General features: G+C 70.4%; 23 protein-coding genes. 5 read left to right on the top strand and 18 right to left on the bottom strand.

Annotated features, from left to right (window positions below; all coding sequences use genetic code 11):
* Positions 1-8: 8 nt before the first annotated feature.
* The 4 genes from J7E89_RS27565 to aroH all read right to left on the bottom strand — a co-directional run bounded on the left by J7E89_RS27565 (position 9) and on the right by aroH (position 2,934).
* The gene (locus J7E89_RS27565; protein ID WP_214977231.1) at positions 9-596 is read right to left on the bottom strand and encodes a 1-acyl-sn-glycerol-3-phosphate acyltransferase; all 588 of its coding nucleotides are present in this window, start codon (positions 594-596) and stop codon (positions 9-11) included.
* Positions 597-649: 53 nt separating this feature from the next.
* Positions 650-1,357, bottom strand: coding sequence for a (d)CMP kinase (gene cmk / locus J7E89_RS27560; protein ID WP_214977146.1), 708 nt, complete (start codon positions 1,355-1,357; stop codon positions 650-652).
* A 132-nt stretch (positions 1,358-1,489) separates the two neighbouring features.
* Positions 1,490-2,575: a prephenate dehydrogenase gene (locus J7E89_RS27555; RefSeq protein WP_214977145.1), complete on the bottom strand. Its 1,086-nt coding sequence runs from the start codon at positions 2,573-2,575 to the stop codon at positions 1,490-1,492.
* Entirely contained in the window at positions 2,572-2,934 is a 363-nt protein-coding gene (gene aroH / locus J7E89_RS27550) for a chorismate mutase (protein WP_214977144.1), read from the bottom strand. Before aroH ends, J7E89_RS27555 begins: the two co-directional genes overlap by 4 nt.
* 171 nt (positions 2,935-3,105) lie before the next feature.
* Here aroH and J7E89_RS27545 point away from each other — a divergent pair, with 171 nt between their 5' ends.
* Genes J7E89_RS27545 through J7E89_RS27530 form a run of 4 tightly spaced genes read left to right on the top strand, consistent with a single transcriptional unit; the run spans position 3,106 to position 5,555 of the window.
* On the top strand, positions 3,106-3,753 hold the full coding sequence (locus J7E89_RS27545; RefSeq protein ID WP_214977143.1) for a hypothetical protein: 648 nt from the start codon (positions 3,106-3,108) through the stop codon (positions 3,751-3,753).
* Between the two features lie 21 nt (positions 3,754-3,774).
* Complete coding sequence (locus J7E89_RS27540) at positions 3,775-4,374, top strand: DUF6529 family protein (RefSeq protein ID WP_214977142.1); 600 nt, start codon at positions 3,775-3,777, stop codon at positions 4,372-4,374.
* A gap of 10 nt (positions 4,375-4,384) precedes the next feature.
* A complete protein-coding gene (locus tag J7E89_RS27535; protein ID WP_214977141.1) occupies positions 4,385-4,843 on the top strand; it encodes a Rieske (2Fe-2S) protein in 459 nt (152 codons plus the stop codon).
* Between the two features lie 19 nt (positions 4,844-4,862).
* Complete coding sequence (locus J7E89_RS27530) at positions 4,863-5,555, top strand: DNA polymerase beta superfamily protein (RefSeq protein ID WP_214977140.1); 693 nt, start codon at positions 4,863-4,865, stop codon at positions 5,553-5,555.
* A gap of 70 nt (positions 5,556-5,625) precedes the next feature.
* Here the strand turns inward: J7E89_RS27530 and J7E89_RS27525 are convergent, their stop codons facing one another.
* The 13 genes from J7E89_RS27525 to J7E89_RS27465 form a co-directional block, all read right to left on the bottom strand.
* The gene (locus tag J7E89_RS27525) at positions 5,626-6,627 is read right to left on the bottom strand and encodes an ADP-ribosylglycohydrolase family protein (protein WP_214977139.1); all 1,002 of its coding nucleotides are present in this window, start codon (positions 6,625-6,627) and stop codon (positions 5,626-5,628) included.
* Positions 6,624-7,367: an NUDIX domain-containing protein gene (locus J7E89_RS27520; protein WP_251061156.1), complete on the bottom strand. Its 744-nt coding sequence runs from the start codon at positions 7,365-7,367 to the stop codon at positions 6,624-6,626. Before J7E89_RS27520 ends, J7E89_RS27525 begins: the two co-directional genes overlap by 4 nt.
* Positions 7,364-8,449 (bottom strand): AAA family ATPase, encoded by a 1,086-nt coding sequence (locus tag J7E89_RS27515; protein WP_214977137.1) that lies wholly within the window; start codon positions 8,447-8,449, stop codon positions 7,364-7,366. The genes J7E89_RS27520 and J7E89_RS27515 overlap by 4 nt, the downstream gene beginning before the upstream one ends.
* A complete protein-coding gene (gene pnuC, locus J7E89_RS27510; RefSeq protein ID WP_214977230.1) occupies positions 8,446-9,102 on the bottom strand; it encodes a nicotinamide riboside transporter PnuC in 657 nt (218 codons plus the stop codon). The genes J7E89_RS27515 and pnuC overlap by 4 nt, the downstream gene beginning before the upstream one ends.
* A gap of 125 nt (positions 9,103-9,227) precedes the next feature.
* Positions 9,228-10,520 carry a pseudouridine synthase gene (locus J7E89_RS27505; protein WP_214977136.1) on the bottom strand — a complete coding sequence of 431 codons (1,293 nt, stop codon included), beginning with the start codon at positions 10,518-10,520 and terminating at the stop codon, positions 9,228-9,230.
* Entirely contained in the window at positions 10,520-11,146 is a 627-nt protein-coding gene (gene scpB, locus J7E89_RS27500; RefSeq protein ID WP_214977135.1) for an SMC-Scp complex subunit ScpB, read from the bottom strand. The genes J7E89_RS27505 and scpB overlap by 1 nt, the downstream gene beginning before the upstream one ends.
* Positions 11,143-12,537: a ScpA family protein gene (locus J7E89_RS27495; RefSeq protein ID WP_214977134.1), complete on the bottom strand. Its 1,395-nt coding sequence runs from the start codon at positions 12,535-12,537 to the stop codon at positions 11,143-11,145. Before J7E89_RS27495 ends, scpB begins: the two co-directional genes overlap by 4 nt.
* A 58-nt stretch (positions 12,538-12,595) precedes the next feature.
* A complete protein-coding gene (locus J7E89_RS27490) occupies positions 12,596-13,225 on the bottom strand; it encodes a hypothetical protein (RefSeq protein WP_214977229.1) in 630 nt (209 codons plus the stop codon).
* On the bottom strand, positions 13,222-14,385 hold the full coding sequence (locus J7E89_RS27485; protein ID WP_214977133.1) for a ParA family protein: 1,164 nt from the start codon (positions 14,383-14,385) through the stop codon (positions 13,222-13,224). The genes J7E89_RS27490 and J7E89_RS27485 overlap by 4 nt, the downstream gene beginning before the upstream one ends.
* 339 nt (positions 14,386-14,724) lie before the next feature.
* Positions 14,725-15,840 carry an alanine dehydrogenase gene (ald, locus tag J7E89_RS27480; RefSeq protein WP_214977132.1) on the bottom strand — a complete coding sequence of 372 codons (1,116 nt, stop codon included), beginning with the start codon at positions 15,838-15,840 and terminating at the stop codon, positions 14,725-14,727.
* Between the two features lie 145 nt (positions 15,841-15,985).
* A complete protein-coding gene (locus J7E89_RS27475; RefSeq protein WP_214977131.1) occupies positions 15,986-18,025 on the bottom strand; it encodes a tetratricopeptide repeat protein in 2,040 nt (679 codons plus the stop codon).
* 333 nt (positions 18,026-18,358) lie between these two features.
* On the bottom strand, positions 18,359-18,985 hold the full coding sequence (locus J7E89_RS27470; RefSeq protein WP_214977130.1) for an NUDIX domain-containing protein: 627 nt from the start codon (positions 18,983-18,985) through the stop codon (positions 18,359-18,361).
* A gap of 91 nt (positions 18,986-19,076) precedes the next feature.
* Positions 19,077-20,726: a CTP synthase gene (locus J7E89_RS27465; protein ID WP_214977129.1), complete on the bottom strand. Its 1,650-nt coding sequence runs from the start codon at positions 20,724-20,726 to the stop codon at positions 19,077-19,079.
* A 456-nt stretch (positions 20,727-21,182) separates the two neighbouring features.
* Between J7E89_RS27465 and J7E89_RS27460 the strand changes: the two genes are divergently transcribed.
* Entirely contained in the window at positions 21,183-22,985 is a 1,803-nt protein-coding gene (locus J7E89_RS27460; protein ID WP_214977128.1) for a glycoside hydrolase family 15 protein, read from the top strand.
* Positions 22,986-22,995: 10 nt separating this feature from the next.
* Here the strand turns inward: J7E89_RS27460 and J7E89_RS27455 are convergent, their stop codons facing one another.
* Positions 22,996-24,627 carry an NAD(P)/FAD-dependent oxidoreductase gene (locus tag J7E89_RS27455; RefSeq protein ID WP_214977127.1) on the bottom strand — a complete coding sequence of 544 codons (1,632 nt, stop codon included), beginning with the start codon at positions 24,625-24,627 and terminating at the stop codon, positions 22,996-22,998.
* Between the last annotated feature and the right edge of the window lies 1 nt (position 24,628).

The following is a 24,628-nucleotide window of genomic DNA, read 5'->3' as shown; positions in this document are numbered from 1 at the left end:
AGTCTCGCCTAGCGCCCGGTGAAGCGCCTGGCACTTTCCAGGTGGGCGGTCAGCCGCTCCTGGATACGTACGGTGGCCTCGTCCAGCGCCTTGCGGGTGCGCCGTCCGCTGCCGTCGCCGGCCTCGAACGGGTCACCGAAGACGACGTCCACGCGGCTGCGCAGCGGCGGCAGCCCCCGTATCAGCCGGCCACGTCGCTCCGTACTGCCGAGCACCGCGACCGGGACGATCGGCGCCCCGCTGCGTACGGCGAAGTAGGAAAGCCCGGCGCGCAGCGAGGCGAAGTCGCCCTCGCCCCTGGTGCCCTCCGGGAAGATCCCGAGCACCCCGCCGTCGTCGAGCACCCCCAGCGCGTTCGAGATCGCCGTACGGTCGGCGGTCGTACGGTCCACCTTCAGCTGCCCGATTCCGCGCAGGAACGGGTCGAGGGGGCCGACGAACGCCTCTTTCTTGATCAGGAAGTGCACCGGCCGGGGCGCGGTGCCCATCAGCATGGGGCCGTCGATCATGTGCGAGTGGTTCACGGCCAGGATGACCGGACCGCTCATGGGCACTCGCCAGGCACCCAGGACGCGGGGCTTCCACAGCCCGTACATCAGGCCGATGCCGATGCCGCGTCCGACCGCCGCACCACGCAGTGTGGGTGCGGTCACTTCGCGGCCCGCTTCCCCTCGACCAGGGTAACGACACACTCGATGACCTGCTGCAGCGTGAGGTCGCTGGTGTCGACCTCGACGGCGTCGTCCGCCTTGGCGAGCGGCGAGGTCTTGCGGCTGGAGTCGGCCGCGTCCCGCTTCAGCAGGGCCTCGCGGGTCGCGGACACGTCCGCGCCCTTCAGCTCGCCGCTGCGGCGGGCGGCGCGCGCCTCGGGCGAGGCGGTCAGGAAGATCTTGAGGTCCGCGTCCGGCAGCACGGTCGTACCGATGTCACGGCCCTCGACGACGATGCCGAGCTCGGCACCCTTCGCGATGGAGCGCTGCAGCTCGGTGATGAGGGTGCGCACCTCGGGGACGGCGCTCACGGCGCTCACCTTGGAGGTGACCTCCTGGGTGCGGATCGGCCCGGAGGCGTCGACTCCGTCCACCGTGATCGTGGGAGCGGCCGGGTCGGTGCCGGAGACGATCACGGGCTTGATCGCGGCGTCCGCGATGGCGACGGGGTCCGTGACGTCGATGCCGTTGTTCAGCATCCACCAGGTGATCGCCCGGTACTGGGCACCGGTGTCCAGGTAGCTCAGCCCGAGCTTGGCGGCGACGGCCTTGGAGGTGCTGGACTTGCCCGTGCCGGAGGGGCCGTCGATGGCGACAATCACTGCTGCCGGGGCGGTCCGGGCGGCGGTTTCCACGGTGTAGGACACCTTCCTGGTACACGGGCTTGGGCATGCGGAGACCCGACGGGCCCCACACAAGGTTACCGAGTCCCCGGCACCGCCCTCGACGCCCCTGCGAAGCCACCGCAAAGCGGACATCGCCATGGACGGCGCGCGCTGCTACGGGCGGATCGACCAGCCCCGCTCCCGCAGCGACGTGCTCAGCCCCGGTGCGGCCGCCGGCTCCACCATCAGCTGGACGAGGCCCGCCTCCTGCCCCGTCGCGTGCTCGATGCGTACGTCCTCGATGTTGACGCCCGCACGCCCCGCGTCCGCGAAGATCCTGGCCAGCTCGCCGGGACGGTCGCTGATGAGGACAGCGACGATCTCGTACGCCGTGGGGGCGGCCCCGTGCTTGCCCGGTACGCGCTCGCGGCCCGCGTTGCCGCGCCGCAGCACGTCCTCGATGCCCTCGGCGCCGCCCGCGCGCTTGTCGTCGTCGGCGGACTGGAGGGCGCGCAGCGCCTGCACGGTCTCCTCCAGGTCGGCGGCGACGCCAGTGAGCACATCCGCGACGGGGCCGGGGTTGGCGGAGAGAATCTCGACCCACATCCGAGGATCCGAGGCGGCGATGCGGGTGACGTCCCGGATGCCCTGACCGCACAGCCGTACCGCCGTCTCGTCCGCGTCCGCCAGCCGCGCCGCGACCATCGAGGAGACGAGCTGCGGGGTGTGCGAGACGAGCGCGACCGCGCGGTCGTGGGCGTCCGCGTCCATCACCACCGGGACGGCCCGGCACAGGGCGACCAGCTCCAGCGCGAGGTTCAGCACCTCGGTGTCGGTGTCCCGGGTGGGGGTGAGGACCCAGGGGCGGCCCTCGAAGAGGTCAGCGGTCGCGGCGAGCGGGCCCGAACGTTCCTTGCCGGACATCGGGTGCGTACCGATGTACGACGTGAGGTCGCAGCCCAGGGCCTCCAGTTCCCTGCGCGGTCCACCCTTGACGCTGGCGACGTCGATGTACGCGCGGGCGATCCCGCGCCGCATGGCGTCGGCCAGCGCCCTGGCCACGTGCGCGGGCGGTACGGCGACGATGGCCAGGTCGACGGGGCCTTCGGGCGCCTCGTCGGTGCCCGCGCCGAGCGCGGCGGCGGTGTGGGCCTGCGCCGGGTCGTGGTCGGTGAGGTGGACGGTGATGCCGCGCCCGGCGAGGGCGAGGGCGGCGGAGGTGCCGATGAGGCCGGTTCCGATGACGAGGGCGGTTCTCACTGGGCGATGTCCTTGCGGAGGGCGGCTGCGGCGCCGAGGTAGATGTGCGAGACCGAGGACTTGGGCAGGTCCGACTCGACGTGCGCGAGGATCCGTACCACTCGGGGCATGGCGCCCGCTATATCCAGTTCCTGGGCACAGATCAGCGGTACGTCGACTATGCCGAGCTTGCGCGCGGCGGCGGCCGGGAAGTCGCTGTGGAGATCGGGGGTGGCGGTGAACCAGATGCTGATGAGATCGTCGGGGGTGAGTCCGTTGCGCTCCAAAATGGCCGAGAGCAGCTCGCTGACCTGCTCGTTCATGTGCTCGGCCTCGTCCCGCTCCAGCTGAACGGCCCCACGCACTGCTCGTACTGCCACGTCGTACTCCTCGCTCCACACCGCGGATTGGCCCTGCAGGATTCAGCCTAGTTGGGAGGCAGACCCGCCCGCCTTGGTGGGCTTGCCCGGGCCTTTTCGGGCTATGGACGCCGGGGGTGCGGTCCGCTTGCATGGAGGCCGCACCGTCCGGCGCCTCGGGGGAGGCTCGTCATGAAGCGTTCCGGTCCTCTCTGCACACTCCTCGCGGGGCTGCTCCTCGCGCTCTTCATGCTGTCGCTCAACTTCTCGACGGGCACCAAGGGTGCGTCGTACGGCGCGCCAGGGGAATCAGCGTCGGCCTCGGCCCCGGCCTCACCTGCTCCGCGGCCCTCGGTGTCCAAGAGCGCCGTTCCTCTTCCCGATGCTGACTACGCGGGCCGTACGGACGACGACACCGCCGCCGTCTCGGTGTCCGTACGCGGCGGCAAGGCGGTCGCGTACTTCTGCGACGGCCGCGACCAGGAGTCCTGGCTGCGCGGTGATGTCGAGGAGGACGGCACGATGCGCTTGTCCGGCAAGGGCGGCTCCAAGCTCGACGGCACCCTGCGCGGTGGAAAGATCGAAGGCGCGGTCGACATCCGCGAGCGGAAGTGGACCTTCACGGCCGACCGGGCCGTCAAGCCGTCGGGGCTCTACCGCGCGACGGCCGAGGTACGCGGCGCCGAGATCGACGGCGGCTGGATCCTCCTCCAGAACGGCAGGCAGGTCGGCATCCTCAACCGCGAAGGCGAGCCGGCCGCCGCCCCGCGGATCGACCCGGACACCGGTGCCGTGACCGTCGACGGCACCGAAATCACCGCCCGCCCCGTCGTCCCTTAGGCCTTAGGGAGTGTGTGCGTCATGAGCGTGGACCCCACCGCCCCGACCGCGTCCTTCCCGGCCCAGCCGAACGGCGGCGGTCACGGCCGTCCGGGCCCGGGCCGCTACCTCGTGCCCGCCCTGGTCGCAGGCGCGGTCGCGGTCGGCCTCGGCGCGTACGGAAAGGTCCATGACCCTGCCGGTACGGCGTTCAACCTGGCCGGCTTCAGCAGCACGAGCGCGGTCAAGTCCTGGCTGGCCACCGCCGCCGTCGCCTTCGCTGTCGTACAGCTGCTCTCGGCCCTCGCGATGTACGGGCGGCTGCCGGGCGTGCGCGCCGCTTCCTGGACGGCGGCGGCGCACCGCTGGTCGGGCCGGGCCGCGTTCCTGCTGGCGGTGCCCGTCGCCGTCCACTGCCTGTACGGGCTCGGCTATCAGACGTACAGCAGCCGCGTGATGTGGCATTCGCTCCTCGGGTGCTTCTTCTTCGGGGCGTTCAGCGCGAAGATGCTGCTGCTTCGCGCCGAGCGGCTGCCGGGCTGGCTGCTGCCGATCGTCGGCGGCCTGGTTTTCACGGTGCTCACCGTGGTCTGGCTGACCTCCGCGCTCTGGTTCTTCCGCACGTTCGGTGTGACGACATGAGGAGAACGTGATGGGCAAGGGCACGAGCCGCCGGGCGGTCCTCACGGCCGCCGCCGCAGCGGCCGGCACCGCGCTGACGGCCGGTTGCAGCGAGTACGGCGACGAGAACGGCGGCAGCGCCGAGGAGACCGAACCGGCGCCGTCGGAGCCGCCCGTCCCGTCCGGGGAATCGCCCGGCGGCGGCACGGCGCTCGCGAAGACCACGGAGATCCCGGTGGGCGGCGGAAAAATCTTCAAGGGCGAGAAGGTCGTGGTCACGCAGCCGGAGGAAGGCAGCTTCAAAGCCTTCTCCGCGGTCTGCACCCATCAGGGCTGCACGGTCAGCACCGTCGAGGGCGGCACCATCAACTGCGCCTGTCACGGCAGCAAGTTCCGCGTCGCGGACGCCTCGGTCGAGGGCGGCCCGGCCCAAAAGCCGCTGCCGCGGCGCCAGATCATCGTGGAAAGTGGTTCGATCCGGCTGGCCTGACTGCGGCACAATCCGGGGCATGATCCCGCCCGCCGTGCCTGAAGACCTCGTACGCGACCACACTGTCTACTCCTGCGTGATGGGCTCACGTGCCTTCGGCCTGGCCACGGACGGCAGCGACACGGACCGGCGTGGCGTCTTCGTGGCGCCGACGCCGCTGTACTGGCGCTTCGAGAAGCCGCCGACGCATGTCGAGGGGCCGGCGGACGAGCAGTTCTCCTGGGAGCTGGAACGTTTCTGCGAGCTGGCCCTGCGCGCCAACCCCAACATCCTGGAGTGCCTGCACTCCCCGCTGGTCGAGCACGTCGACGCCACCGGCCGCGAGCTGCTCGCCCTGCGTGAGGCGTTCCTCTCCCGCCAGGTCCATCAGACGTTCGTCCGGTACGCGGCCGGCCGGCGCAAGAAGCTGGAGGCGGACGTACGGCAGCACGGCGCCCCCCGCTGGAAGCACGCCATGCACCTGCTGCGGCTGCTCGGCAGCTGCCGCGATCTGCTGCGTACGGGCGAGCTGGTCATCGACGTCGGCGAGCACCGCGAGCACCTGCTCGCGGTCAAGCGCGGTGAGGTGGCGTGGCGGGAGGTCGACCGCCGGATGAACGCGCTCGCGGCGGAGGCAGAAGCGGCCGCGCCGAAGAGCCCCCTCCCCCCGGAGCCGGACCGCCCCCGCGTGGAGGACTTCCTGCTCCGCACACGCCGCGCTTCAGCCCGCTGAGGCGGTGGTCAGTGCGCGCGGGGTGTGGTCGCAGGTGTCGACGTCCTCGCGCAGACGCTCACGCCTTTGATCAAGCATCCCAGAGCGCACCCAGGGCCAGCAGCTCACTTTTGTACTCGATGCGTTCCGCCCACTCGGCCGGCCACACGCCCGCTCCCAGGTGCGCTCCCGCGAACGCTCCCGCCAGGCACGCGATCGAGTCCGAGTCGCCCTTGGTACACGCGGCGCGGCGCAGGGCGGTGACCGGCTCCCCGGGGAAGAGCAGGAAGCACAGCAGCGCGGTCGCCAGCGCCTCCTCGGCGATCCAGCCGTCACCTGTCGCCAGGCACGGATCGGTCTCGGGGGACGGTGAGCGCAGTGCCTCGGCGAGCCGTTCCAGTACGGCCAGGCACTCGTCCCAGCCGCGGGCGATGAAAACCTCCGGCGAGGCGTCGTGTGCGTGCGTCCACAGGTCGCCCAGCCAGTGCTCGTGGTACTGGGTGCGGTTCTCGTACGCGTACGAACGGAGGAGCCCCACCAGACCGGTCGGCTCCGCCCCCTGCGCCAGCAGATACACCGCACGTGCCGTCAGATCGCTCGCCGCCAGCGCCGTCGGGTGCCCGTGTGTGAGCGCCGACTGCAACTGCGCCGCCCCGGCGCGCTGTTCCTCGCTGAGCCCCGGTACGAGCCCGACCGGCGCGACCCGCATGTTGGCCCCGCACCCCTTGGAGCCAAGCTGACTGGCCTGCTGCCAGGGCAGGTCGCTGTCGAGCAGCCGGCAGGCGACGAGACAGGTGTTGCCGGGGGCCCGGTTGTTCTGGGGCGAGTGGTACCAGTCCACGAATTCCTCGCGCACCGGCCGCGCCAGCCTCAGCGGCCCCAGCACCCCACGGTCCATCGCCGTCCGTATCCCGCGCCCCAGCGCGAGCGTCATCTGGGTGTCGTCCGTGACGATCGCGGGCGCGGGCAGCTCCATCTCCCGCCACGGACCGCACTTCGCGAGGATCGAGGGTACGTCGTTGAACTCGGTCGGGAAGCCCATCGCGTCCCCCAGCGCGAGTCCCACGAGAGCACCGGTAGCCGGCTGCTTCATTCTGACCGTTCTCCTTCGGATCGTCGTTCGGGGCGCAGAAGTGGTGGATGCAGAGCGGCGGCGTTCCCCGCGCGGTAGAGAGCGGCGGGTTTCCCCCGTCCTCCGGTACGCCGGGGCGCCCCTTCCACCGGCTCCACGAAGCCGGGCGAGGCGAGCACCTTGCGCCGGAAGTTGGGCCGGTCGAGCTCTACGCCCCAGACCGTCTCGTACACCTGCTGGAGCTCGCCCAGCGTGAACTCGGGCGGGCAGAAAGCCGTGGCCAGGCAGGTGTATTCGAGCTTGGCGCGGATGCGCTCCTGTGCGTCGGTGATGATCCGCGCGTGGTCGAAGGCGAGCGCGGGCACACCGCCGACGGGCATCCACTGGGCGTGCGCGGCGTCACCGCCGCCGCGCGGCTCCGGCAGACCGGGCACCAGCGCGGTGTACGCGACGGAGACGACGCGCATCCGTGGATCGCGGTCGGGTTCGCTGTACGTACGCAGCTGCTCCAGGTGGAGCGCGGCGGCGGACTCCTGCGACAGCCCGGTCTCCTCGGCCAGTTCGCGCCGGGCGGCGGTTTCCGCGGACTCACGGGGCAGTATGAAGCCGCCGGGCAGCGCCCACGCCCCGGCGTACGGGTCTTGTCCGCGCCGGATCAGCAGAACGTGCAGGCGGCTCTCGCGCACGGTGAAGACGGCGAGATCGACGGTGACGGCGAACGGCTCGAAGTCGCGCGGGTTGTAATCGGTCTCTTCGTTCATCGCTTCTCCGGAAGGGGATCGGTGAAGCCCCATCCCTCGGCGAGCAACGCGTCCACGGCGGCGACGGCGGCCGCGAGCCGCTTCTCGTGCGGTCCGCCGAGGGTGACGAATGTGCGCCCTGTACGAGTCAGTTCCTCGCGGAAGCGTGCCGTCATCCAGGGCCGCAGGTGTTCGCCGTCGCGCAGGCCGTCGTCCTCGAAGGGCACGCCGGCGTGGTCGGTGAGCAGCCACAGGTGCTGCCTGCCCCTGGCGGTTGCGGCGATCCGCGCGACGTCCGTATTCGGGCCCCCCAGGTAACGCTCGTGCCACACCGTGGTGGCGAAGGCATCGGTGTCACAGAACAGCACGGGCGAGCCCGCTCCGGCCGCCGCGTCCTCGTCGTGGCACTGCCGCCGCGCGATCAGCGGGAACTCCCGCGTGGTGAAGGCTACGTCCGCCCAGTCGGCGTCCGGGCGACGTTCGCGCAGTGCGGCGAGTTTCCGCTCGCTGTACTCCCGGCCGTACTCGGGAACGCACTGCGTCCGTTCCCATACGCCGCCGCGGCGCCGGTAGTGCTCGGCGAGCGCCCTTGCCATGGTCGTGGTCCCGGTCGACTCGGCCCCCAGAACGACCACGCGCCGGGCGAGGGCGGCCCGTACCGGCCGCTCCAGGTAGTCCCAGTGGCCGACAGGATCGGCGCGTACGGCCGTTCCCGAGACAGGAAAGGCCGTACGGTCCGGGTCCACGCACACCGCGTCCGCACCGAAGCGCCGGCCGAGCTCTTCGCCGTACGCCTCCGAAGTGAAGACGGCGTCGACGGGCTGCGGAACAGCGGCCAGGAAGACCGCCATGTGCGCGTCCCACACGGCGGGGTCGGTGGTGTCCACGGGGATGTCGTCGACGGCGCCGACCACATCAACGTCCGGGTGCACGGCCCGCATCCACGCCACCCTGTCGGTGAGTGGCACGGACTCGGCGGACGAGGCACAGACCAGGACGGTGAGCCGCTCGCAGCGTTCCCGCGCGGTGCGCACGAGATGGTGATGACCCGCGTGCGGCGGATAGAACTTCCCGAGCACGAGTCCGTGCTTGTACGCGGTCATGCCGCGGCCCGAGCGACGAGCTGTTCCCGGGAGCGCGCGTCACGCCGCCAATTGAGCAGCCCGAGAACGCACAGGGCCATGAAACCGACGTACAGGAGCGACGTCAGATACAGCTCCTTGTAGGCGTACAGAGGGACGTACACAACGTCGGCCGCGATCCACAGCCACCACGATTCGAGGCGCTTCCTGCACTGCCCGTACGTCGCCATGAGGGACAGCGCGGTCGTCAGGGAGTCCCAGAAAGGAACGGTCGAATCGGTCGCGCGGTCGAGGAGGAGCGTCAGAGCGAAGGTCCCCACCGCCCCCGCCGCCAGCAGCCAGGTCCACTCGGTGCGGCTGGTGCGCCGTACCGGCAGGGACGCGGAGGAGCCTGGTCCACCCCCGTGGGTCCAGGTCCACCAGCCGTAGGCAGCGAGGGTGATGAAGACGACCTGCAGGCCGGCGTCGGCGTACAGGCCCGCCTGGGTGAACAGGAGGACGAAGAAGAGGTTGTTGGCCATGCCGATCGGCCAGTTGGCGATGTGCTGCCGGGCGACGAGCCAGACGCAGAGAGCGCCGCTGCCGAACCCGAGGACCTCGGTCCAGCTCACCGGGGTGTCCAGGACGGTGACCAGTGGCTGCTGCAGGGGTTCGAGTATGTCCGCGAGACTCACGCCCGCCTCCTTTATGGTCATGGTGACTATAAAGGAGTGGAGGCCCGCTCCACAAGCGGCAAAAAGCCCCGGGCGGTTCCTGTACGTACAGGAACCGCCCGGGGCTTCGGGCAAAAGGGCGTCGGTTACAGGCCGACTTCCTTCATCAGCATGCCGACCTCGGTGTTGGTGAGGCGGCGCAGCCAGCCGGACTTCTGGTCACCCAGCGGGATCGGCCCGAAGGACGTCCGCACGAGCCGCTCGACCGGGAAGCCGGCCTCGGCCAGCATGCGGCGCACGATGTGCTTGCGGCCCTCGTGGAGGGTGACCTCGACCAGGTAGTTCTTTCCGGTGTTCTCGACGACGCGGAAGTGGTCGGCGCGGGCGTACCCGTCCTCCAGCGCGATGCCGTCCTTGAGCCGCTTGCCGAGGTCACGCGGAAGCGGTCCCTGGATCGCGGCGAGGTAGGTCTTCTTCACGCCGTACTTCGGGTGCGTCAGACGGTGGGCCAGCTCGCCGTGGTTGGTGAGCAGGATGATGCCCTCGGTCTCGGTGTCCAGCCGGCCCACGTGGAAGAGACGCGTCTCACGGTTGTTCACGTAGTCGTTGAGGTTCTGGCGGCCGTCCGGGTCACCCATGGTGGCGACGACACCGGCCGGCTTGTTGAGCGCGAAGAAGAGGTGCGACTGGGTGGCGACCGTCAGGCCGTCGACCTTGACCTCGTCCTTGTGCACGTCGACGCGCCTGCCCTGCTCGGTCACGATCTCGCCGTTGACCTCGACCCGGGCCTGCTCGATCAGCTCCTCGCAGGCACGCCGCGAACCCATGCCCGCACGGGCGAGGACCTTCTGCAGGCGCTCACCCTCCTGCTCGGCTCCGGGGAACGTCTTGGGCGTCGTCACCTGGGGCTTGCTGTGCCGCTCACGTACGCGCTCCTCAAGCTTGGCGTCGAGCTCACGCGGCCGGGAAGGAGCACTCTGCGGGCCACGGCGCAGGCCAGGGGTCCTGAAGCCGCCCTGCGGGGCCTTGGGGCCGCCCTTGGCGCCACCGCGCGCGGACGCGCCACGGCTGCCGGTGCTCGAGGTGCCTCCGGAGCTGCTGCCGCCACGTCCCGCGCCCGCGCCACCGCGCCCGCCGCCCGCGCCCGCGCCGCCACGTCCAGCGCCCGCGCCGCTTCCACCGCGTCCAGCGCCCGCGCCGCTGCCGCCGCGTCCAGCACCACTGCCGCCACGACCGCCGCCGCCCGCGCCACTACCACCACTGCCGCCGCGGGCGCCAGGGGCGTCACGGCCGACGTCGTAACGGCGCTCTTCCGGACGGGGGCGGTCGGGACGCTCGGTGCGCTTCTTGTCGTCGCGCTCGCGCCCCTTGCCCGCGCCCGCGCCCCGCTGATTCCGGTCGTTACCGCTTCCGCTGTTCCTGCCGCTGCTGCTTCGCATCAAAATTCCGTCTTGTCGTCTGCGTCGGTGTCCGGGGCGTCCGGATCGAACGACGGCACACCCTCTAGCGTCTCAGCCTCGATCGCGTCCGCCTCCGGGAGGAATGGCGCGAGCTCCGGGAGCTCGTCCAGGCCACGCAGGCCCATCCGCTCCAGAAAGTAGTTCGTCGTCCTGTACAGGATCGCACCTGTTTCGGGTTCCGTGCCCGCCTCCCCTACCAGACCGCGCTGGAGGAGGGTCCGCATCACGCCGTCGCAGTTCACGCCACGTACGGCCGAGACCCGTGACCGGCTCACCGGCTGGCGGTACGCGACGACCGCCAGGGTCTCCAGGGCAGCCTGGGTGAGACGGGCCTGCTGTCCGTCCAGTACGAAGCTCTCGACCGCCGCCGCGTACTGGGGCCGCGTGTAGAAGCGCCATCCCCCGGCGACCAGCCTGAGCTCGAATCCGCGCCCCTGTGCGGCGTATTCGTCGGCCAGCTCTCGCAGCGCGTCCGCGACGGCTCTGCGGGGCCGCTCCAGCACCTTCGAGAGGTGTTCCTCGGTGGCGGGCTCGTCGACGACCATGAGGACCGCCTCCAGGGCGGGCTTGAGCCCGAGGTCCGCGACCGCAGGGGACTCACTCACTCCGTCTCCTCCTCCACCACTTGATCGAACTCGTCCGTGACGACGGGCTGCGCCGCCTCCCCGCCGGTCCACCGCACCATGAGCTCCCCCAGGGCCTCCTCCTGGTCCAGCACGACAACCTTCTCCCGATAGAGCTCGAGCAGGGCGAGGAACCGTGCGACCACGGTGAGCGTGTCCGAGACATCCTCCGTCAGCGCCTGAAAAGACGCCTGCCCCACCTCCCGCAGCCGCGCGACGACCACCTCGGCCTGTTCCCGTACGGACACGAGGGGCGCGTGGATGTGATCGACGTACACCTGTGGCTCGGCCCTGGGCTGCATGGCCTTCACGGCGAGCTTGGCGAAGCCGTCGGGGCCGATGCTGATGACGACCTCGGGCAGCAGCGCGGCGTGCTGCGGCTCAAGGCCGACCGTACGCGGGTAGCGACGGGCCTCCGCGTCCAGCCGCTCGCTGAAGATGTCGGCGATCCGCTTGTACGCGCGGTACTGCAGCAGCCGCGCGAACAGCAGGTCCCGCGCCTCCAGCAGCGAGAGGTCCCCCTCGTCCTCCACCTCGGCGGTGGGCAGCAGCCGCGCGGCCTTGAGATCGAGGAGTGTGGCGGCCACCACGAGGAACTCGGTGGTCTGGTCAAGATCCCAGTCGGCCCCCATGGCGCGGATGTGCGCCATGAACTCGTCGGTGACCTTCGAGAGGGCGACCTCGGTGACGTCGAGCTTGTGCTTCGAGATGAGCTGAAGCAGCAGGTCGAAGGGCCCCTCGAAATTAACGAGCCGAACGGTGAATCGCCCGTCCCCCGCCCCGACGGCCACATCACCAAGCCCGGCCGTGTCCACCCCCCTCGGCAGTCCACCAAAGCCCCCACCACGAGACCCGGCGCCGCCCACGGCCACCGCCCCGAAGGAGCCGGCCTCCCCGGCCGCCGGGCCGGTCACAGCCGCCGCCCTGGAGGAGCCGGGGTCACCAGTGGCCGGGTCGGTCACGGCCGCCGCTCCCGAGGAGTCGGCCTCCCCCGTCGCCGGGCCGGTCACGGGCGCCGCCCCGCAGGAGCCGGCGTCCCCGATGGCCGCACCAGTCACAGGCGCCGCTCCGAAGGAGCCGGCCTCCCCGGTCGCCGGGCCGGTCACGGGCGCTGTCCCGGAGGGGCCTGCGGCCTGGGGGGCCGGAGGCTTATCCCCGGTTTCGGGAAGGGGCGGGGTGGGGGAAGAACCGCCCGCCCGAGGCCCCGACGCACCATCCGGCGCCGCAACGGGAACAGCCGTGTCCGGGACGGTGAACGGCCCACCGGACAGCCGCGGCCCGGCCGCGCGGGACGCCCCCGGCCCGCGCCCCAAGCGACGGCGTGGGGCACTGGCGGGCCGGTCGGGGCCGGCTGAGTCGTCGGTGGGCTGCATCGCGGGTCCAGGTACGGAAAGACGAACAGGGGGCAGCGCAGGCTACCCTCCGGTCCGGTCAGCGCCCGCGCAGGCGCCGTACGAGAATGCTCGCGTCGCCCCGCGACTCCAGGTCCGCGAGTACGACGGCAACCGCTTCCCGCACGATCCGGCCCCGGTCGACAGCGAGCCCGTGCTCACCGCGCAGCACCAGCCGCGCGTGCTCGAGGTCCATCAGTTCCTCGGCCGAGACGTAGACCGTGATCTTCTCGTCGTGCCGTTCGCGGCCGCTGGGACGACGGTTCGCCCCGCGCCCGCCCCGGCGCCGTGGCTGGGCCCCCGTCGCCGGGCCCGCAGGACGCTGCTGGGCGGCCGGCTGGGAGGGCGGCTGACTCTCCGGCGCACGGCGCGCTCTGGCGGCCGCAGCGGCCGCCTGGTCGCCTTCCACGGCCCGGCTGCGATGCCCGCCGGCCTCCGCGTCGGCGGCCGCCGAATGCTCCGGCCCCGCACCGGCTGAGGGCGAGGACGCCGCGCCCTCGGACTGCTGCTCGCCCTCCGCCGCCCCGGAATCGCTCTCCGCAGCCGGCCCCGGCACCCGCGCCTCGCCGTTGGCGGGGTTGGCGGGCGACGGCGGGCGCCGCGGGGACGACGACTGAAGCGCCATTCCCCCGGTCGTGCGGAACAGTTCGTCGGCCCCCGGCAGACTCACTCGGCGTGACACCGGGCGAGCACCTCCCTGGCGAGCTGGCGATAAGCGGCCGCACCGACCGAGTTGGAGGCGTACGTCGTGATCGGCTCACCGGCGACCGTGGTCTCCGGGAAGCGCACGGTCCGTCCGATCACCGTGTGGTAGACGTGCTCGTCGAAGGCCTCGACGACCCTCGCCAGCACCTCGCGGCTGTGCACCGTACGGGAGTCGTACATCGTGGCGAGGATGCCGTCGAGCTCCAGGTCGGGGTTGAGCCGCTCCTGGACCTTCTCGATCGTCTCGGTCAGCAGGGCCACACCGCGCAGCGCGAAGAACTCGCACTCCAGCGGCACGATCACCTTGTGAGCCGCCGTCAGGGCGTTCACCGTAAGAAGCCCCAGCGAAGGCTGACAGTCGATCACGATGTAGTCGTAGTCGGCCATCAGCGGCTTGAGCGCCCGCTGAAGTGTCGACTCGCGCGCGACCTCGCTGACCAACTGCACTTCTGCCGCCGACAAGTCGATATTGCTCGGCAGCAGGTCCATGTTGGGGACCGCGGTCTTCAGCAGGACCTCGTCGGCCGACATGCCCCGCTCCATGAGCAGGTTGTAGACCGTCAGGTCGAGTTCCATCGGGTTCACGCCGAGACCGACCGACAGGGCTCCCTGCGGGTCGAAGTCGACGAGCAGGACCCGTCGTCCGTACTCCGCGAGAGCCGCACCCAGATTGATGGTCGACGTCGTCTTGCCGACGCCGCCCTTCTGGTTGCACATGGCGATGATCTTCGCGGGGCCGTGATCGGTCAGCGGGCCCGGGATCGGGAAGTACGGCAGCGGCCGTCCGGTCGGGCCGATCCGCTCGCGGCGCTGGCGGGCAGCGTCGGGGGCGAGGGTGGCCGCGTACTCGGGGTCGGGCTCGTACTCGGCATCGGGATCGTAGAAGTGCCCCTCGGGCACCTCGTCGAAGTCGGCGAAGCGGGTGGTGGACTTGTCCCCACTCTGGTCGCCGGCCATGGCGTTCACGTGTAGGCCGTCCATGCTCTGGTGGGCTGTCGTCATGTGCTGATGGGTGGCGAAGGTGCGGACAGCGACGGAGCCGACAGCCTGGAGCCCCGATGGGCCCTGACCCCGTGCAGGCGTACCTGGTTGACCACCTCCGGGAGTAAATGTCGACTCATTCACAAGTCGTCTTACCTCCTTGGACGTGACCAGGAAACTTATCGATAGGTCAGCGTGGCACCATGCCGACGGTTGGCGACTCTATGGCGTGTCACCGGTCCGCAGCAACACAATCGGCCGGACGCGGCCCGATGTGTCGGCAATGGAACACCCCTGTGTCAAGGGTGCGCGGGCGGCAAACCGGGGCACGGACCGCGCGTTTCGCAGGGGCGCGAAACGGTTAAAGGGTTACGTTCGCGGCGAGTTGAACGAGTCCGCGCAAGTGGTCGGATACACATCCGGCCGGACCTTGTTCGACAAGGTCCGGCCGGATGCGTGAGGTTGACGACTTTCGTTGACGCGTCAGCCGAGGAGGGTACCCAGTTCGACGTGCGGCAGCTCGTGAGCCTCGGCCACCTCGCGGTAAACGACCTGGCCGTCATGGGTGTTGAGGCCCTTGGCGAGGGCCGCGTCGCGGCGCAGCGCCTCGACCCAGCCGCGGTTCGCGAGCTCCACGATGTACGGCAGCGTGGCGTTCGTCAGCGCGTACGTCGAGGTGTTCGGAACGGCGCCCGGCATGTTGGCGACGCAGTAGAAGACCGAGTTGTGGACGTTGAACGTCGGCTCGGCGTGCGTCGTCGCGTGCGAGTCCTCGAAGCAGCCGCCCTGGTCGATCGCAATGTCGACAAGGACACTTCCGGGCTTCATCTTGGCGACGAGCTCGTTGGTGACGAGCTTCGGGGCCTTGGCGCCGGGGATCAGAACCGCGCCGATGACGAGGTCGGCCTCGACGACGGCCTTCTCCAGCTCGAAGGCGTTAGAGACGATCGTCTTGACCTTGGTGCCGAAGACCTTGTCGGCTTCGCGCAGCTTGTTGATGTCGCGGTCGAGCAGGGTCACGTGGAAGCCCATGCCGACGGCGATCTGCGTGGCGCTCCAGCCGGAGACGCCGCCACCGATGACGACAGCCTCGCCGGCCGCCGTGCCCGGGACGCCGCCCGGCAGCACACCGCGGCCGCCGACCGAGCGCATCAGGTGGTACGCGCCGACCTGCGGGGCCAGCCGGCCCGCGACCTCGGACATGGGGGCGAGCAGCGGCAGCGCGCGGTTCGCGGTCTCCACCGTCTCGTATGCGATCGCCGTGGTGCCGGACTCCAGCAGGGCGTCCGTGCACTCGCGGGAAGCGGCGAGGTGCAGGTAGGTGAAGAGCGTCTGGTCCTTGCGGAGGCGGTGGTACTCCTCGGCAATGGGCTCCTTGACCTTCAGCAGCAGGTCGGCGGTGGCCCAGACCTCATCGGCGGTGGCCAGGATCTGAGCACCGGCGGCGACGTACTCACCGTCCGTGATGGAAGATCCGACGCCGGCGTTCTGCTCGACGAATACCTGGTGGCCGTGGCGCACCAGCTCGTGCACTCCGGCGGGGGTGATGGCCACCCGGAACTCGTTGTTCTTGACCTCGCGGGGGATGCCGACCTTCACGTGGATCACGGTCCTTGGCTCAGGGGAATAAATGGGTTAATGCCATACATACCCAGGTACGCGGGGCACACCCGGGGAACACCGCGGTATGACGCGGCAGAGCCAGTCTAATGAAGGATTTCCCGCTGTCTAGCCTTACAAAGCATCAATCTCTCGGCGAACTACTACGGATTTCGTAGGCAGAACCCCCATCTCCAAGCAGCCTTTCCGCAGCGTTCCTGTGCAGGCGGGCAGCCGCCGGGTCGCCCAGCCGGTCGAGCGTGTCCGCGAGCCGCAACTCCAGCGCCGCGTGCAGCCGTACGTCCCCGGCCTGCCGCGCCCGTTCCACGGCCTCGTGACAGGTGCGCAGCGATTCCTCGGGCCGGCCCGCGTACTCCTGCACCCTCGCCACTTCGCTCAACGCCCGTGCGTGGCCCGGCAGATCACCGACCCGGCGGTAGCCCGCCGCCGAAGCCCGCCAGTTGCGCAGCGCCTCGCCGTACCGCCCGGCATAGGTGTGTACGGCCCCGAGACGCCCGTACAGCCGCGCCGCGTCCGCCCGTTCGCCCCGCGTCAGCCGCTGTTCCAGCGCCCGTCCGTACCAGTCCGAGGCACGCTGCCAGTCACCCAGTTCCTGATATGTGCCGCCTACGGATTCCATCGCGCGGCCCGTCGCGTACGGGTCACCAGCTGCCCGGCCGGCTTCCAGCGCGGCCCGGTAGCGCGTCAGCGCCTCCTCCGTACGCCCGGTCCGCGCGTCCAGATCCGCGAGATTCAGCAGCGCGGCGGCCTTCTCGCGGTGCAGACCGCACCTCTCGGCCACGTCGAGTACGAGCCGGTGCAGCCCGTACAGCTCGGGAGCCGCCGCTTCGGTGCCCCGGTGCGCCGCCAGCGCCCGTACCAGCGCGGCCACCAGCCGCCTCGCCAGGGTGTCGAGCTCACCGTCCTCGACCGCCATCCGGGCCGAGGCGAGGAGCGCGGGCTGCCGGATCCGCAGCCATTCGGCGGCGGCCGGGACGTTCGGGAAGCGCAGGGCGCGAGGCAGTCCCGCCAGGTTTTTCCGGGCCGCGGAGCCGTCGGGCTCGGTGATCGCCCGGCAGGACTGGAGCAGCCGTACGGTCCGCTCCAGCATCCTGGCCCGGGCCAGCTGCACCTCGGCGGGCCGGTCCCGGTCCGCCATCAGCGCCTTCATCATGGGCGCGAGGCAGCCGGGCACCTCGTACTGCCGATCACCCGCCCTTCGCAGCAGGCCGAGCGCGGCGAAATCGTCCAGTGCCTTCTCGGCCCCGGAAACCGAGCAACCGGCCAGCGCGGACGCGGTGTGCGCGTCCACGACACCGGCGGGCGCGAGGGCGAGCAGCCGCAGCATCCGTGCCGTGGGCTGCGGCAGCGACTCGTACACGAACCGGAACGTGCGGGCCAGCGGCCTGCCGCCGGTGGGCTGCCCGGGGTCGACGGGCATGTCGTGCAGCCGCTTCGTCACATCGGCGACCGACGCCTTGGGGCTGGCGGCGAGCCAGCCGCCGATGAGAGTCAGCGCGGCGGGCTGTCCCCCGCACTCCTCGGCAAGTGACTCGGCTGCCGTCGGGTCGACGGTGATCCTGACCGCGCCCGTGGAGCGGGCGAGCAGTTCGACGGCGGATCCGGTGTCCAGGCCGCCGATGGTGCAGGGCCGGACGCCGGGGATGCCGGTGAGCGGGCCGCGGGCGGTGGCCACCACCAGGCAGTCCGGGTTGTCGGGGAGCAGCAGGTCGACCTGCTCGGCGTCGGCTGCGTCATCGAGGACCAGCAACATGCGGCGTACGCCGAGTGCCTCGCGGACCAGCTCGGACAGCTCGTCGTCGCCGGCTCCTGGCGGGACCGGGACCCCGAGGTCGTCGAGCAGCACTCGGGCGGTGCGCTCAGTGGGTACGCGTTCGCCGCCCGGGTCGGTAAGCCGGGCACGGAGCGTGCCGTCGGGGTAGTCGTCGGCCAGGTGCGCGGCGAGTTCCGCGGCGAGGGCGGTGCGGCCGGAACCCGGGCGTCCGGCGATCAGCAGCACGCGGGCCCGGGGCGTCTTGCGGCCGGCCAGGGTGTCGAGTCCGGCCCGCTCGATGTCGTCCCGCAACTCCTTCAACTCGCGCGCTCTGCCGAAGAACTCGCCCGTTGTCCGCCCTGCCGCGGAACCCGCCGCCGTGCCGCTGGTGTCCACCGCCTGATCCGTCACGGGCCACGCTCCCGTCCGCCTGCGCACAAGCCCGCCCGCGACTGCGGTCGGGAGCTTCGAGCGTAGTTCACGCTCTGCTACGAACCGTGCGGAGCGCGGCGGGGTCGTCCCCCGATCGGATCAGCAGTTTTTCATCCCCCTACGCCCTACGGACGTGTCCGCTGCTGGGGCTCCGTCCCAGACCCCGCTCCTCAAACGCCGGAGGGGCTGGGATTGCCGCAAGCGGCAACATCCAGCCTCGCGTGGCAAAAAGCAGCCCGTCCGGCGTTTGAGGACACGCCCGCAGGGCGTCTTGGCTGGGGGCTGGGGGCTGGGCTCCGCAGGAGGGAGGACCTAGGCGTCGAACGGGCGGGCCGGCCACGGTGCGTCGGCCGGGCGCAGCGCCTCAATGCCGTCGCCCGCGAGCGCAGCCGTCAGCGCGAGAACGCCCACCGCCAGGCACGTGTTGTGCAGCTCCCCGGCGAGCACGCCCCGCACGAGCTCCGGAAGAGGAACCCGCGCGTGCTCCATGTCCGCCTCCTCCTCCTCGACCTCGAAGCGCTCCCCCTCGACCGCCGACAAGTCACGCGCGAAGAAGATCCGTACGGCTTCGTCACAGCCCCCCGGCGTCGGGTAGACATCGGCCAGTACGTGCCACTCCTCCGCCTTGACGTGCGCCTCTTCGTACAGCTCCCGCTGAGCCGCACTCAGCGGATTCTCACCGGGTACGTCGAGCAGCCCGGCCGGGATCTCCCACAGCTTCTGGCGCACGGGGTGCCGGTACTGGCGGATGACCAGGACACGGTCGTTCTCGTCGAGGGCCAGGACCGCCACGGAACCGGGGTGCACCTGGTAGTCGCGACGTACCACGCTGCCATTGGGCATGACCACGTCGTCCGTACGGACACTCGTCTTGTTGCCCGTGAAGGGAACCGCGGTCGCGGTGACCTGCCATTCCTCGGGCGCGTCCTTGATGGTCATGAAAGCCGTCCTCCCTCGTACAAAGAAAACCGGGGCACGTGCCCTGATCAGGCCCGTACCCCGGTCAACCGTATCGCGTATCGCTAGCGCGTCACTTGCCCGTCTTGCGCTGCACAGCCGCCTTCACCAGGCCCGCGAAGAGCGGGTGCGGCCGGGTCGGACGCGACCGCAGCTCCGGGTGCGCCTGGGTGGCGACCAGGTAGGGGTGCACTTCGCGCGGGTACTCGACGTACTCGACGAGCTTGTTGTCCGGGGACGTGCCGGAGAAGACCAGACCGGCCTTCTTCTCCAGCTCCGCGCGGTAGGCGTTGTTCACCTCGTAGCGGTGGCGGTGGCGCTCGTCGACGTACGGCTGGTCGCCGTAGACCTCACGGACGATCGAGCCCTCGGCGAGTTTCGCCGGGTACAGGCCGAGGCGCATCGTGCCGCCCAGGTCGCCGGCGCCTTCGACGTACGCGAGCTGCTCCTCCATGGTGGAGATCACCGGGTGGGAGGTCGCCGCGTCGAATTCTGTGGAGTTGGCGTCCTCGATGCCGGCGAGGTTGCGCGCGGCCTCGACGACGATGCACTGCAGGCCGAGGCACAGGCCCAGCAGCGGGATCTTGTTCTCGCGGGCGTACTGGATGGCGCCGACCTTGCCGTTGACGCCGCGCTCGCCGAAGCCGCCCGGGATGACGATCGCGTCGACGTCACCGAGCTGCTTCTGGGCGCCCGTCTGCGTCTTGCAGTCGTCGGAGGTGACCCACTTGACCTTGACGCGGGCCTTGTTGGCGAAGCCGCCGGCGCGCATCGCCTCGGTCACCGACAGGTACGCGTCGGGCAGGTCGATGTACTTGCCGACGAGCGCGACGGTGACCTCGTGGTCGGGGTTGTGGACGCGGTCCAGCAGATCCTCCCACTGGGTCCAGTTCACATCGCGGAACGGCAGGTCCAGCTTGCGGACGACGTACGCGTCCAGGCCCTCGGTGTGCAGCACCTTCGGGATGTCGTAGATCGACTTGGCGTCGATCGCGGCGACCACCGCGCCCTCGTCGACGTCGCACATCAGCGAGATCTTGCGCTTGATGGACAGCGGCACCTCGCGGTCGGCGCGCAGCACGATGGCGTCCGGCTGGATACCGATGCTGCGCAGCGCCGAGACCGAGTGCTGGGTCGGCTTGGTCTTCAGCTCACCGGACGGGCCGATGTAGGGCAGCAGCGAGATGTGGACGACGAAGACGTTGTCGCGGCCGACCTCGTGGCGGACCTGGCGGACGGTCTCGAGGAACGGCAGCGACTCGATGTCGCCGACCGTGCCGCCGACCTCCGTGATCACCACATCCACGTCATCCGTCGCCATGCGCCGGATACGGTGCTTGATCTCGTTGGTGATGTGCGGGATGACCTGGACGGTGTCGCCGAGGTACTCGCCGCGCCGCTCCTTGGCGATGACCGTGGAGTAGACCTGGCCGGTGGTGACGTTGGCCGAGCCGTCGAGGTCGACGTCGAGGAAGCGCTCGTAGTGGCCGATGTCCAGGTCGGTCTCGGCGCCGTCGTTGGTGACGAACACCTCGCCGTGCTGGAAGGGGTTCATCGTGCCGGGGTCGACGTTCAGGTACGGGTCGAGCTTCTGCATCGTGACCCGCAGGCCCCGCGCCTTGAGCAGCGCACCCAGACTGGAGGCCGTCAGGCCCTTACCGAGGGAGGAGGCGACACCCCCGGTGACGAAGATGTGCTTGGTCGTCATGGATTTGGGCGGCATCGCCAAGAGGGGGCTCCCGTGGTCGCGTAGTGAGGTGCGTACCGGCTGCCGCCCGGAGTCCGGGTGGCGCCGTCGCTGCGGTTTCGGGGCGCCTGATCGTCACAGACTGGCCACCGGTCCACGGGGTACCAGGGTATCAGCGACGGGACGAGGCTGCTTCCGGCCGCGCGCCGCGTCTCGGGCTCGCGAGCAGCATCGTCCGCCACCTGCGCCACCTGTGGCTCACACAAACCTCACCCACAACTCACCCCTGGCTCACCCGTTCGGCACACTCGTGTTGCCGGTACCGTCGCGCAGAGCACTTGGCTGCGACGTATCCTGCTCGGATACATCGCTGCGAGCCGGCCGGCGAAGGCACCATCACCGCCCGCTCCCGGGACCAAGAGCTCGTCGAAAATCCCCTGACCGCAAGTGCCCCAATGGGGCGGACGTGGCCGTTCGACTGGAGATTGCAACGTGGCCGGGCGCATCGAGGACTACGCACTTATCGGAGACATGCAGACCGCGGCACTGGTCTGCAGGGACGGCACGGTCGACTGGCTGTGCCTTCCCCGCTTCGACTCACACGCCGTTTTTGCCGGACTGCTCGGCACCGAGGAACACGGATTCTGGCGGATCGGCCCCGCGCACGCGGCCGACGCCGGACCACCGGCGGCTGCCCGCCGCCGTTACCGCGGCGACTCTCTGATCCTCGAATCGGAGTGGGACACCCCACGCGGCACTGTCAGGGTGACCGATTTCATGCCGCCGCGCGACGGGGCGCCCCAGCTGATCCGGATCGTCGAAGGGGTCAGCGGCCGCGTGCGCATGCGCTCCGCGCTGCGGATGCGTTTCAGTTACGGACGTGTGGTGCCCTGGGTCCACAAGGTGGACACACGCACGGTCGCGGTCGCCGGGCCCGACTCCGTCTGGCTCGACACCGAGGTCGAGACGCACGGCAAGGACCTCACGACGTACTCCGACTTCACCGTCGCGCCCGGGGAGTGGATCGCCTTCACGATCAGCTGGCAGCCCTCGCACAAGGCGGCTCCGCCGCTGCCGGAGCCCGAGGCCGCGCTGGAGGCAACCGCCGAATTCTGGAGCGACTGGGTCGAGCAGTGCACATACCACGGGCCCTACCGCGAGGCCGTGATCCGCTCGCTGATCACCCTCAAGGCGCTGACGTACGCCCCGACCGGCGGCATCGTCGCCGCGCCGACGACGTCGCTGCCGGAGGAGATCGGCGGCGTACGCAACTGGGACTACCGCTATACCTGGCTGCGAGACGCGGCGATCACGCTGTCTTCACTCCTGCGCACCGGCTACCGCGAAGAGGCACGGGCGTGGCGTGAGTGGCTGCTGCGCGCGGTCGCGGGCGATCCGGAGAACCTGCAGATCATGTACGGGATCGCGGGCGAGCGTGAGCTGGGCGAGGCGGAGCTGGACTGGCTCCCCGGTTACGAGAATTCGACGCCTGTACGGGTCGGCAACGGCGCGGCGCACCAGCTGCAGCTGGACGTCTACGGCGAGGTCACGGAGGCGCTGCACCTGGCCCATATGACGGGGCTGACGCGCAACGACTACGCCTCGCTGCTCCAGCTGAAGCTGATCCGCTACCTGGAGGACCACTGGAACGAGAAGGACGAGGGCATCTGGGAGGTGCGCGGACCGCGCCGCCACTTCGTGCACTCCAAGGTGATGGCCTGGGTCGCCGTCGACCGGACCATCAAGCTGATCGAGATGGGCGACGCGGACGGCCCGGTCGAGAAGTGGCGCGAGCTGCGCGACGAGATCCACCGCGATGTGTGCGAGAAGGGTTACGACCCGGAGCGCAACACCTTCACGCAGTCGTACGGGTCGAAGGAGCTGGACGCCTCCCTGCTGCTCATTCCGCAGATGGGTTTCCTGCCGCCCGACGACAAGCGCGTCATCGGCACGATCGAGGCGATCCAGCGCGAGCTGTCCACGGAGGACGGTTTCGTACTGCGCTACCCGACCGCTGGTGACGACGAGGGCCTGGACGGCCTGGCGGGCGACGAGGGCGCGTTCCTGGCGTGCTCGTTCTGGCTCGCCGACGACCTGGCGATGATCGGGCGGGTCGACGAGGCGCGAAAGCTCTTCGAGAAGCTGCTGGGGCTGCGGAACGACCTGGGGCTGCTCGCCGAGGAGTGGGACTCCAGGCTGCAGCGCCAGGTCGGTAACTTCCCGCAGGCCTTCAGCCACGTGCCGCTGATCGACACGGCACTGCGGCTGACGGCGAGTGGTGCGTACGGCGGCTGACCCGGCCGGCCTAGGCCAGCTTGCCGATCACCTGACGGGCGGCGCGTTCCCCTTCGGTCGCGCCCCCCTCCATGAAGCCCTGGAAGTCGTAACTGCAGTGCTCGCCGCCGATGTGAACGTTCCCCTGTGCGGTGCCTTCGTAGCCGGCGTACCGGTGCAGATAGCCGATGGGCCAGTAGGAGTACGCACCCAGGGCGTACGGGTTGCGGTGCCAGGCTGACAACTGGGCTTTCCCGGTCCACGTTTTCGACGTTCCCGGGAAGAACGCGTCCACTTCACGGGAACGGCGCGCCGCGAGGTCCCGTACGTACGGATCCGATTCGGTGGCGAAGGGCGTGCCCGGGGTGAGCGCCTTGGCGAGCTGCCCGCTGCCGTACTGGATGAGGATGCCGCCGGTCCCGGGCTGGATCTTGGTGGTGTCCCAGGTCTGCTGTACGTCGATGTCGGTGAAGCAGTCGCCCGCCGACACCCCGGGCCAGGCGCCCTCGCCGCGCCACGGACGCGACGAGAACTGCATGTTGAGCTTGGTGCAGTTGCCCATGCGGGCATCGCGCACCAGGTTCGTCATGAGCGGGTCGAAGCCGGCGCCCGACAGATCGAGGCGCTGAAGGACGGGCAGCGGTACGCACAGGACGGTGTGGTCCGCGGTGACGGTGGTGGTCGTTCCCGCGTCGGTGAATGTAAGGGTCTGGGTGCCATTGGCGTTGGCCCTTACCGCCGTGAGCTGTTTGCCCATCTGGATGGTGCCCGCCGGCAGCGATTGCGCGATGGCGCGCGGGAGCTGATCGTTGCCGCCGGTGATGTGGTAGCGCTCGTTGGACAGGCCCCAGACGCTGAAGTGGCCCGGATTGGGCTGGTAGCCCATCAGCAGGACCAGCGCGAGGGCCGACTGTTCGCTCGTCTCGGCGCCGTATTCGACGTTGTAGGCCACGTCGATGAAGCGGCCGAGCGGCGAGGCATGCCCGCCCGGCACGCGCGAGTCGATCCACTCATGGATCGACATGTTGTCGAGAGCCGTGCCGGTCGGGGTGGTCTGGTTCCACTTCACCTCGCCCGCTTCCTGGAGGTCGCGGTGGAGGGCCTGGAAGACGGCCTTGAAGTCCTCGTCGGCGTGCTCGCGCGGGTAGTACGCCCCGTTGAACCAGAGCACCTCCTCGGCGCCGGTCGGCCCCCCACCCAGAAAGTCCTCCGTCGGCAGGTTGAAGCGGCGGCACAGTGCGAGGATCTTCTTGTGACTGGTGTCGATCAGCTCCCCGCCGATCTCGGAGGTCTGCCCGTACGCCCAGTGGTCCCGCTGGGTCCACATCCGGCCGCCTACCCGGTCGGGGTTGGCCTCGTACAGCGTGCAGCCAAGGCCCGCGTCCTTGAGCGTCAGGGCCGCGGTGAGGCCGGCTATGCCCGCGCCGACCACGGCGATTCTGGGCGCCCCCGCGCCCTGTACGGCCGCCCGGACCGGCGCGGCCTGGGCGGCGGTGACCGCCGGCCCGGCCAGGACCGTACCGAGGCCAAGAGCGGCGGCCCGCCTGAGCAGTTCACGGCGGCTGGAGCCGCGGACCTCAGTGGCGGGCATGCGGAGCCTGCGGGCGGCGGCGTGCTCAGCGGCAAGTTGTCGAAGTGCGTGCATGACGGGCGTACGGGACATG

It is taken from the genome of Streptomyces sp. ISL-100, assembly GCF_018614615.1.
GTDB lineage: Bacteria > Actinomycetota > Actinomycetes > Streptomycetales > Streptomycetaceae > Streptomyces.
The sequence above is the reverse complement of the archived record's forward strand: the minus strand, read 5'-3'. Positions and strand labels throughout refer to the sequence as shown.

What these genes read in the sequence shown, in the direction of transcription:
- J7E89_RS27565 (WP_214977231.1), bottom strand. Translation starts at nt 596, where the DNA reads ATGTACGGGCTGTGGAAGCCCCGCGTCCTGGGTGCCTGGCGAGTGCCC.
- J7E89_RS27545 (WP_214977143.1), top strand. Translation starts at nt 3,106, where the DNA reads ATGAAGCGTTCCGGTCCTCTCTGCACACTCCTCGCGGGGCTGCTCCTC.
- J7E89_RS27540 (WP_214977142.1), top strand. Translation starts at nt 3,775, where the DNA reads ATGAGCGTGGACCCCACCGCCCCGACCGCGTCCTTCCCGGCCCAGCCG.
- J7E89_RS27535 (WP_214977141.1), top strand. Translation starts at nt 4,385, where the DNA reads ATGGGCAAGGGCACGAGCCGCCGGGCGGTCCTCACGGCCGCCGCCGCA.
- J7E89_RS27530 (WP_214977140.1), top strand. Translation starts at nt 4,863, where the DNA reads ATGATCCCGCCCGCCGTGCCTGAAGACCTCGTACGCGACCACACTGTC.
- J7E89_RS27525 (WP_214977139.1), bottom strand. Translation starts at nt 6,627, where the DNA reads ATGAAGCAGCCGGCTACCGGTGCTCTCGTGGGACTCGCGCTGGGGGAC.
- J7E89_RS27520 (WP_251061156.1), bottom strand. Translation starts at nt 7,367, where the DNA reads ATGAACGAAGAGACCGATTACAACCCGCGCGACTTCGAGCCGTTCGCC.
- J7E89_RS27515 (WP_214977137.1), bottom strand. Translation starts at nt 8,449, where the DNA reads ATGACCGCGTACAAGCACGGACTCGTGCTCGGGAAGTTCTATCCGCCG.
- J7E89_RS27505 (WP_214977136.1), bottom strand. Translation starts at nt 10,520, where the DNA reads ATGCGAAGCAGCAGCGGCAGGAACAGCGGAAGCGGTAACGACCGGAAT.
- J7E89_RS27495 (WP_214977134.1), bottom strand. Translation starts at nt 12,537, where the DNA reads ATGCAGCCCACCGACGACTCAGCCGGCCCCGACCGGCCCGCCAGTGCC.
- J7E89_RS27470 (WP_214977130.1), bottom strand. Translation starts at nt 18,985, where the DNA reads ATGACCATCAAGGACGCGCCCGAGGAATGGCAGGTCACCGCGACCGCG.
- J7E89_RS27465 (WP_214977129.1), bottom strand. Translation starts at nt 20,726, where the DNA reads ATGCCGCCCAAATCCATGACGACCAAGCACATCTTCGTCACCGGGGGT.
- J7E89_RS27455 (WP_214977127.1), bottom strand. Translation starts at nt 24,627, where the DNA reads ATGTCCCGTACGCCCGTCATGCACGCACTTCGACAACTTGCCGCTGAG.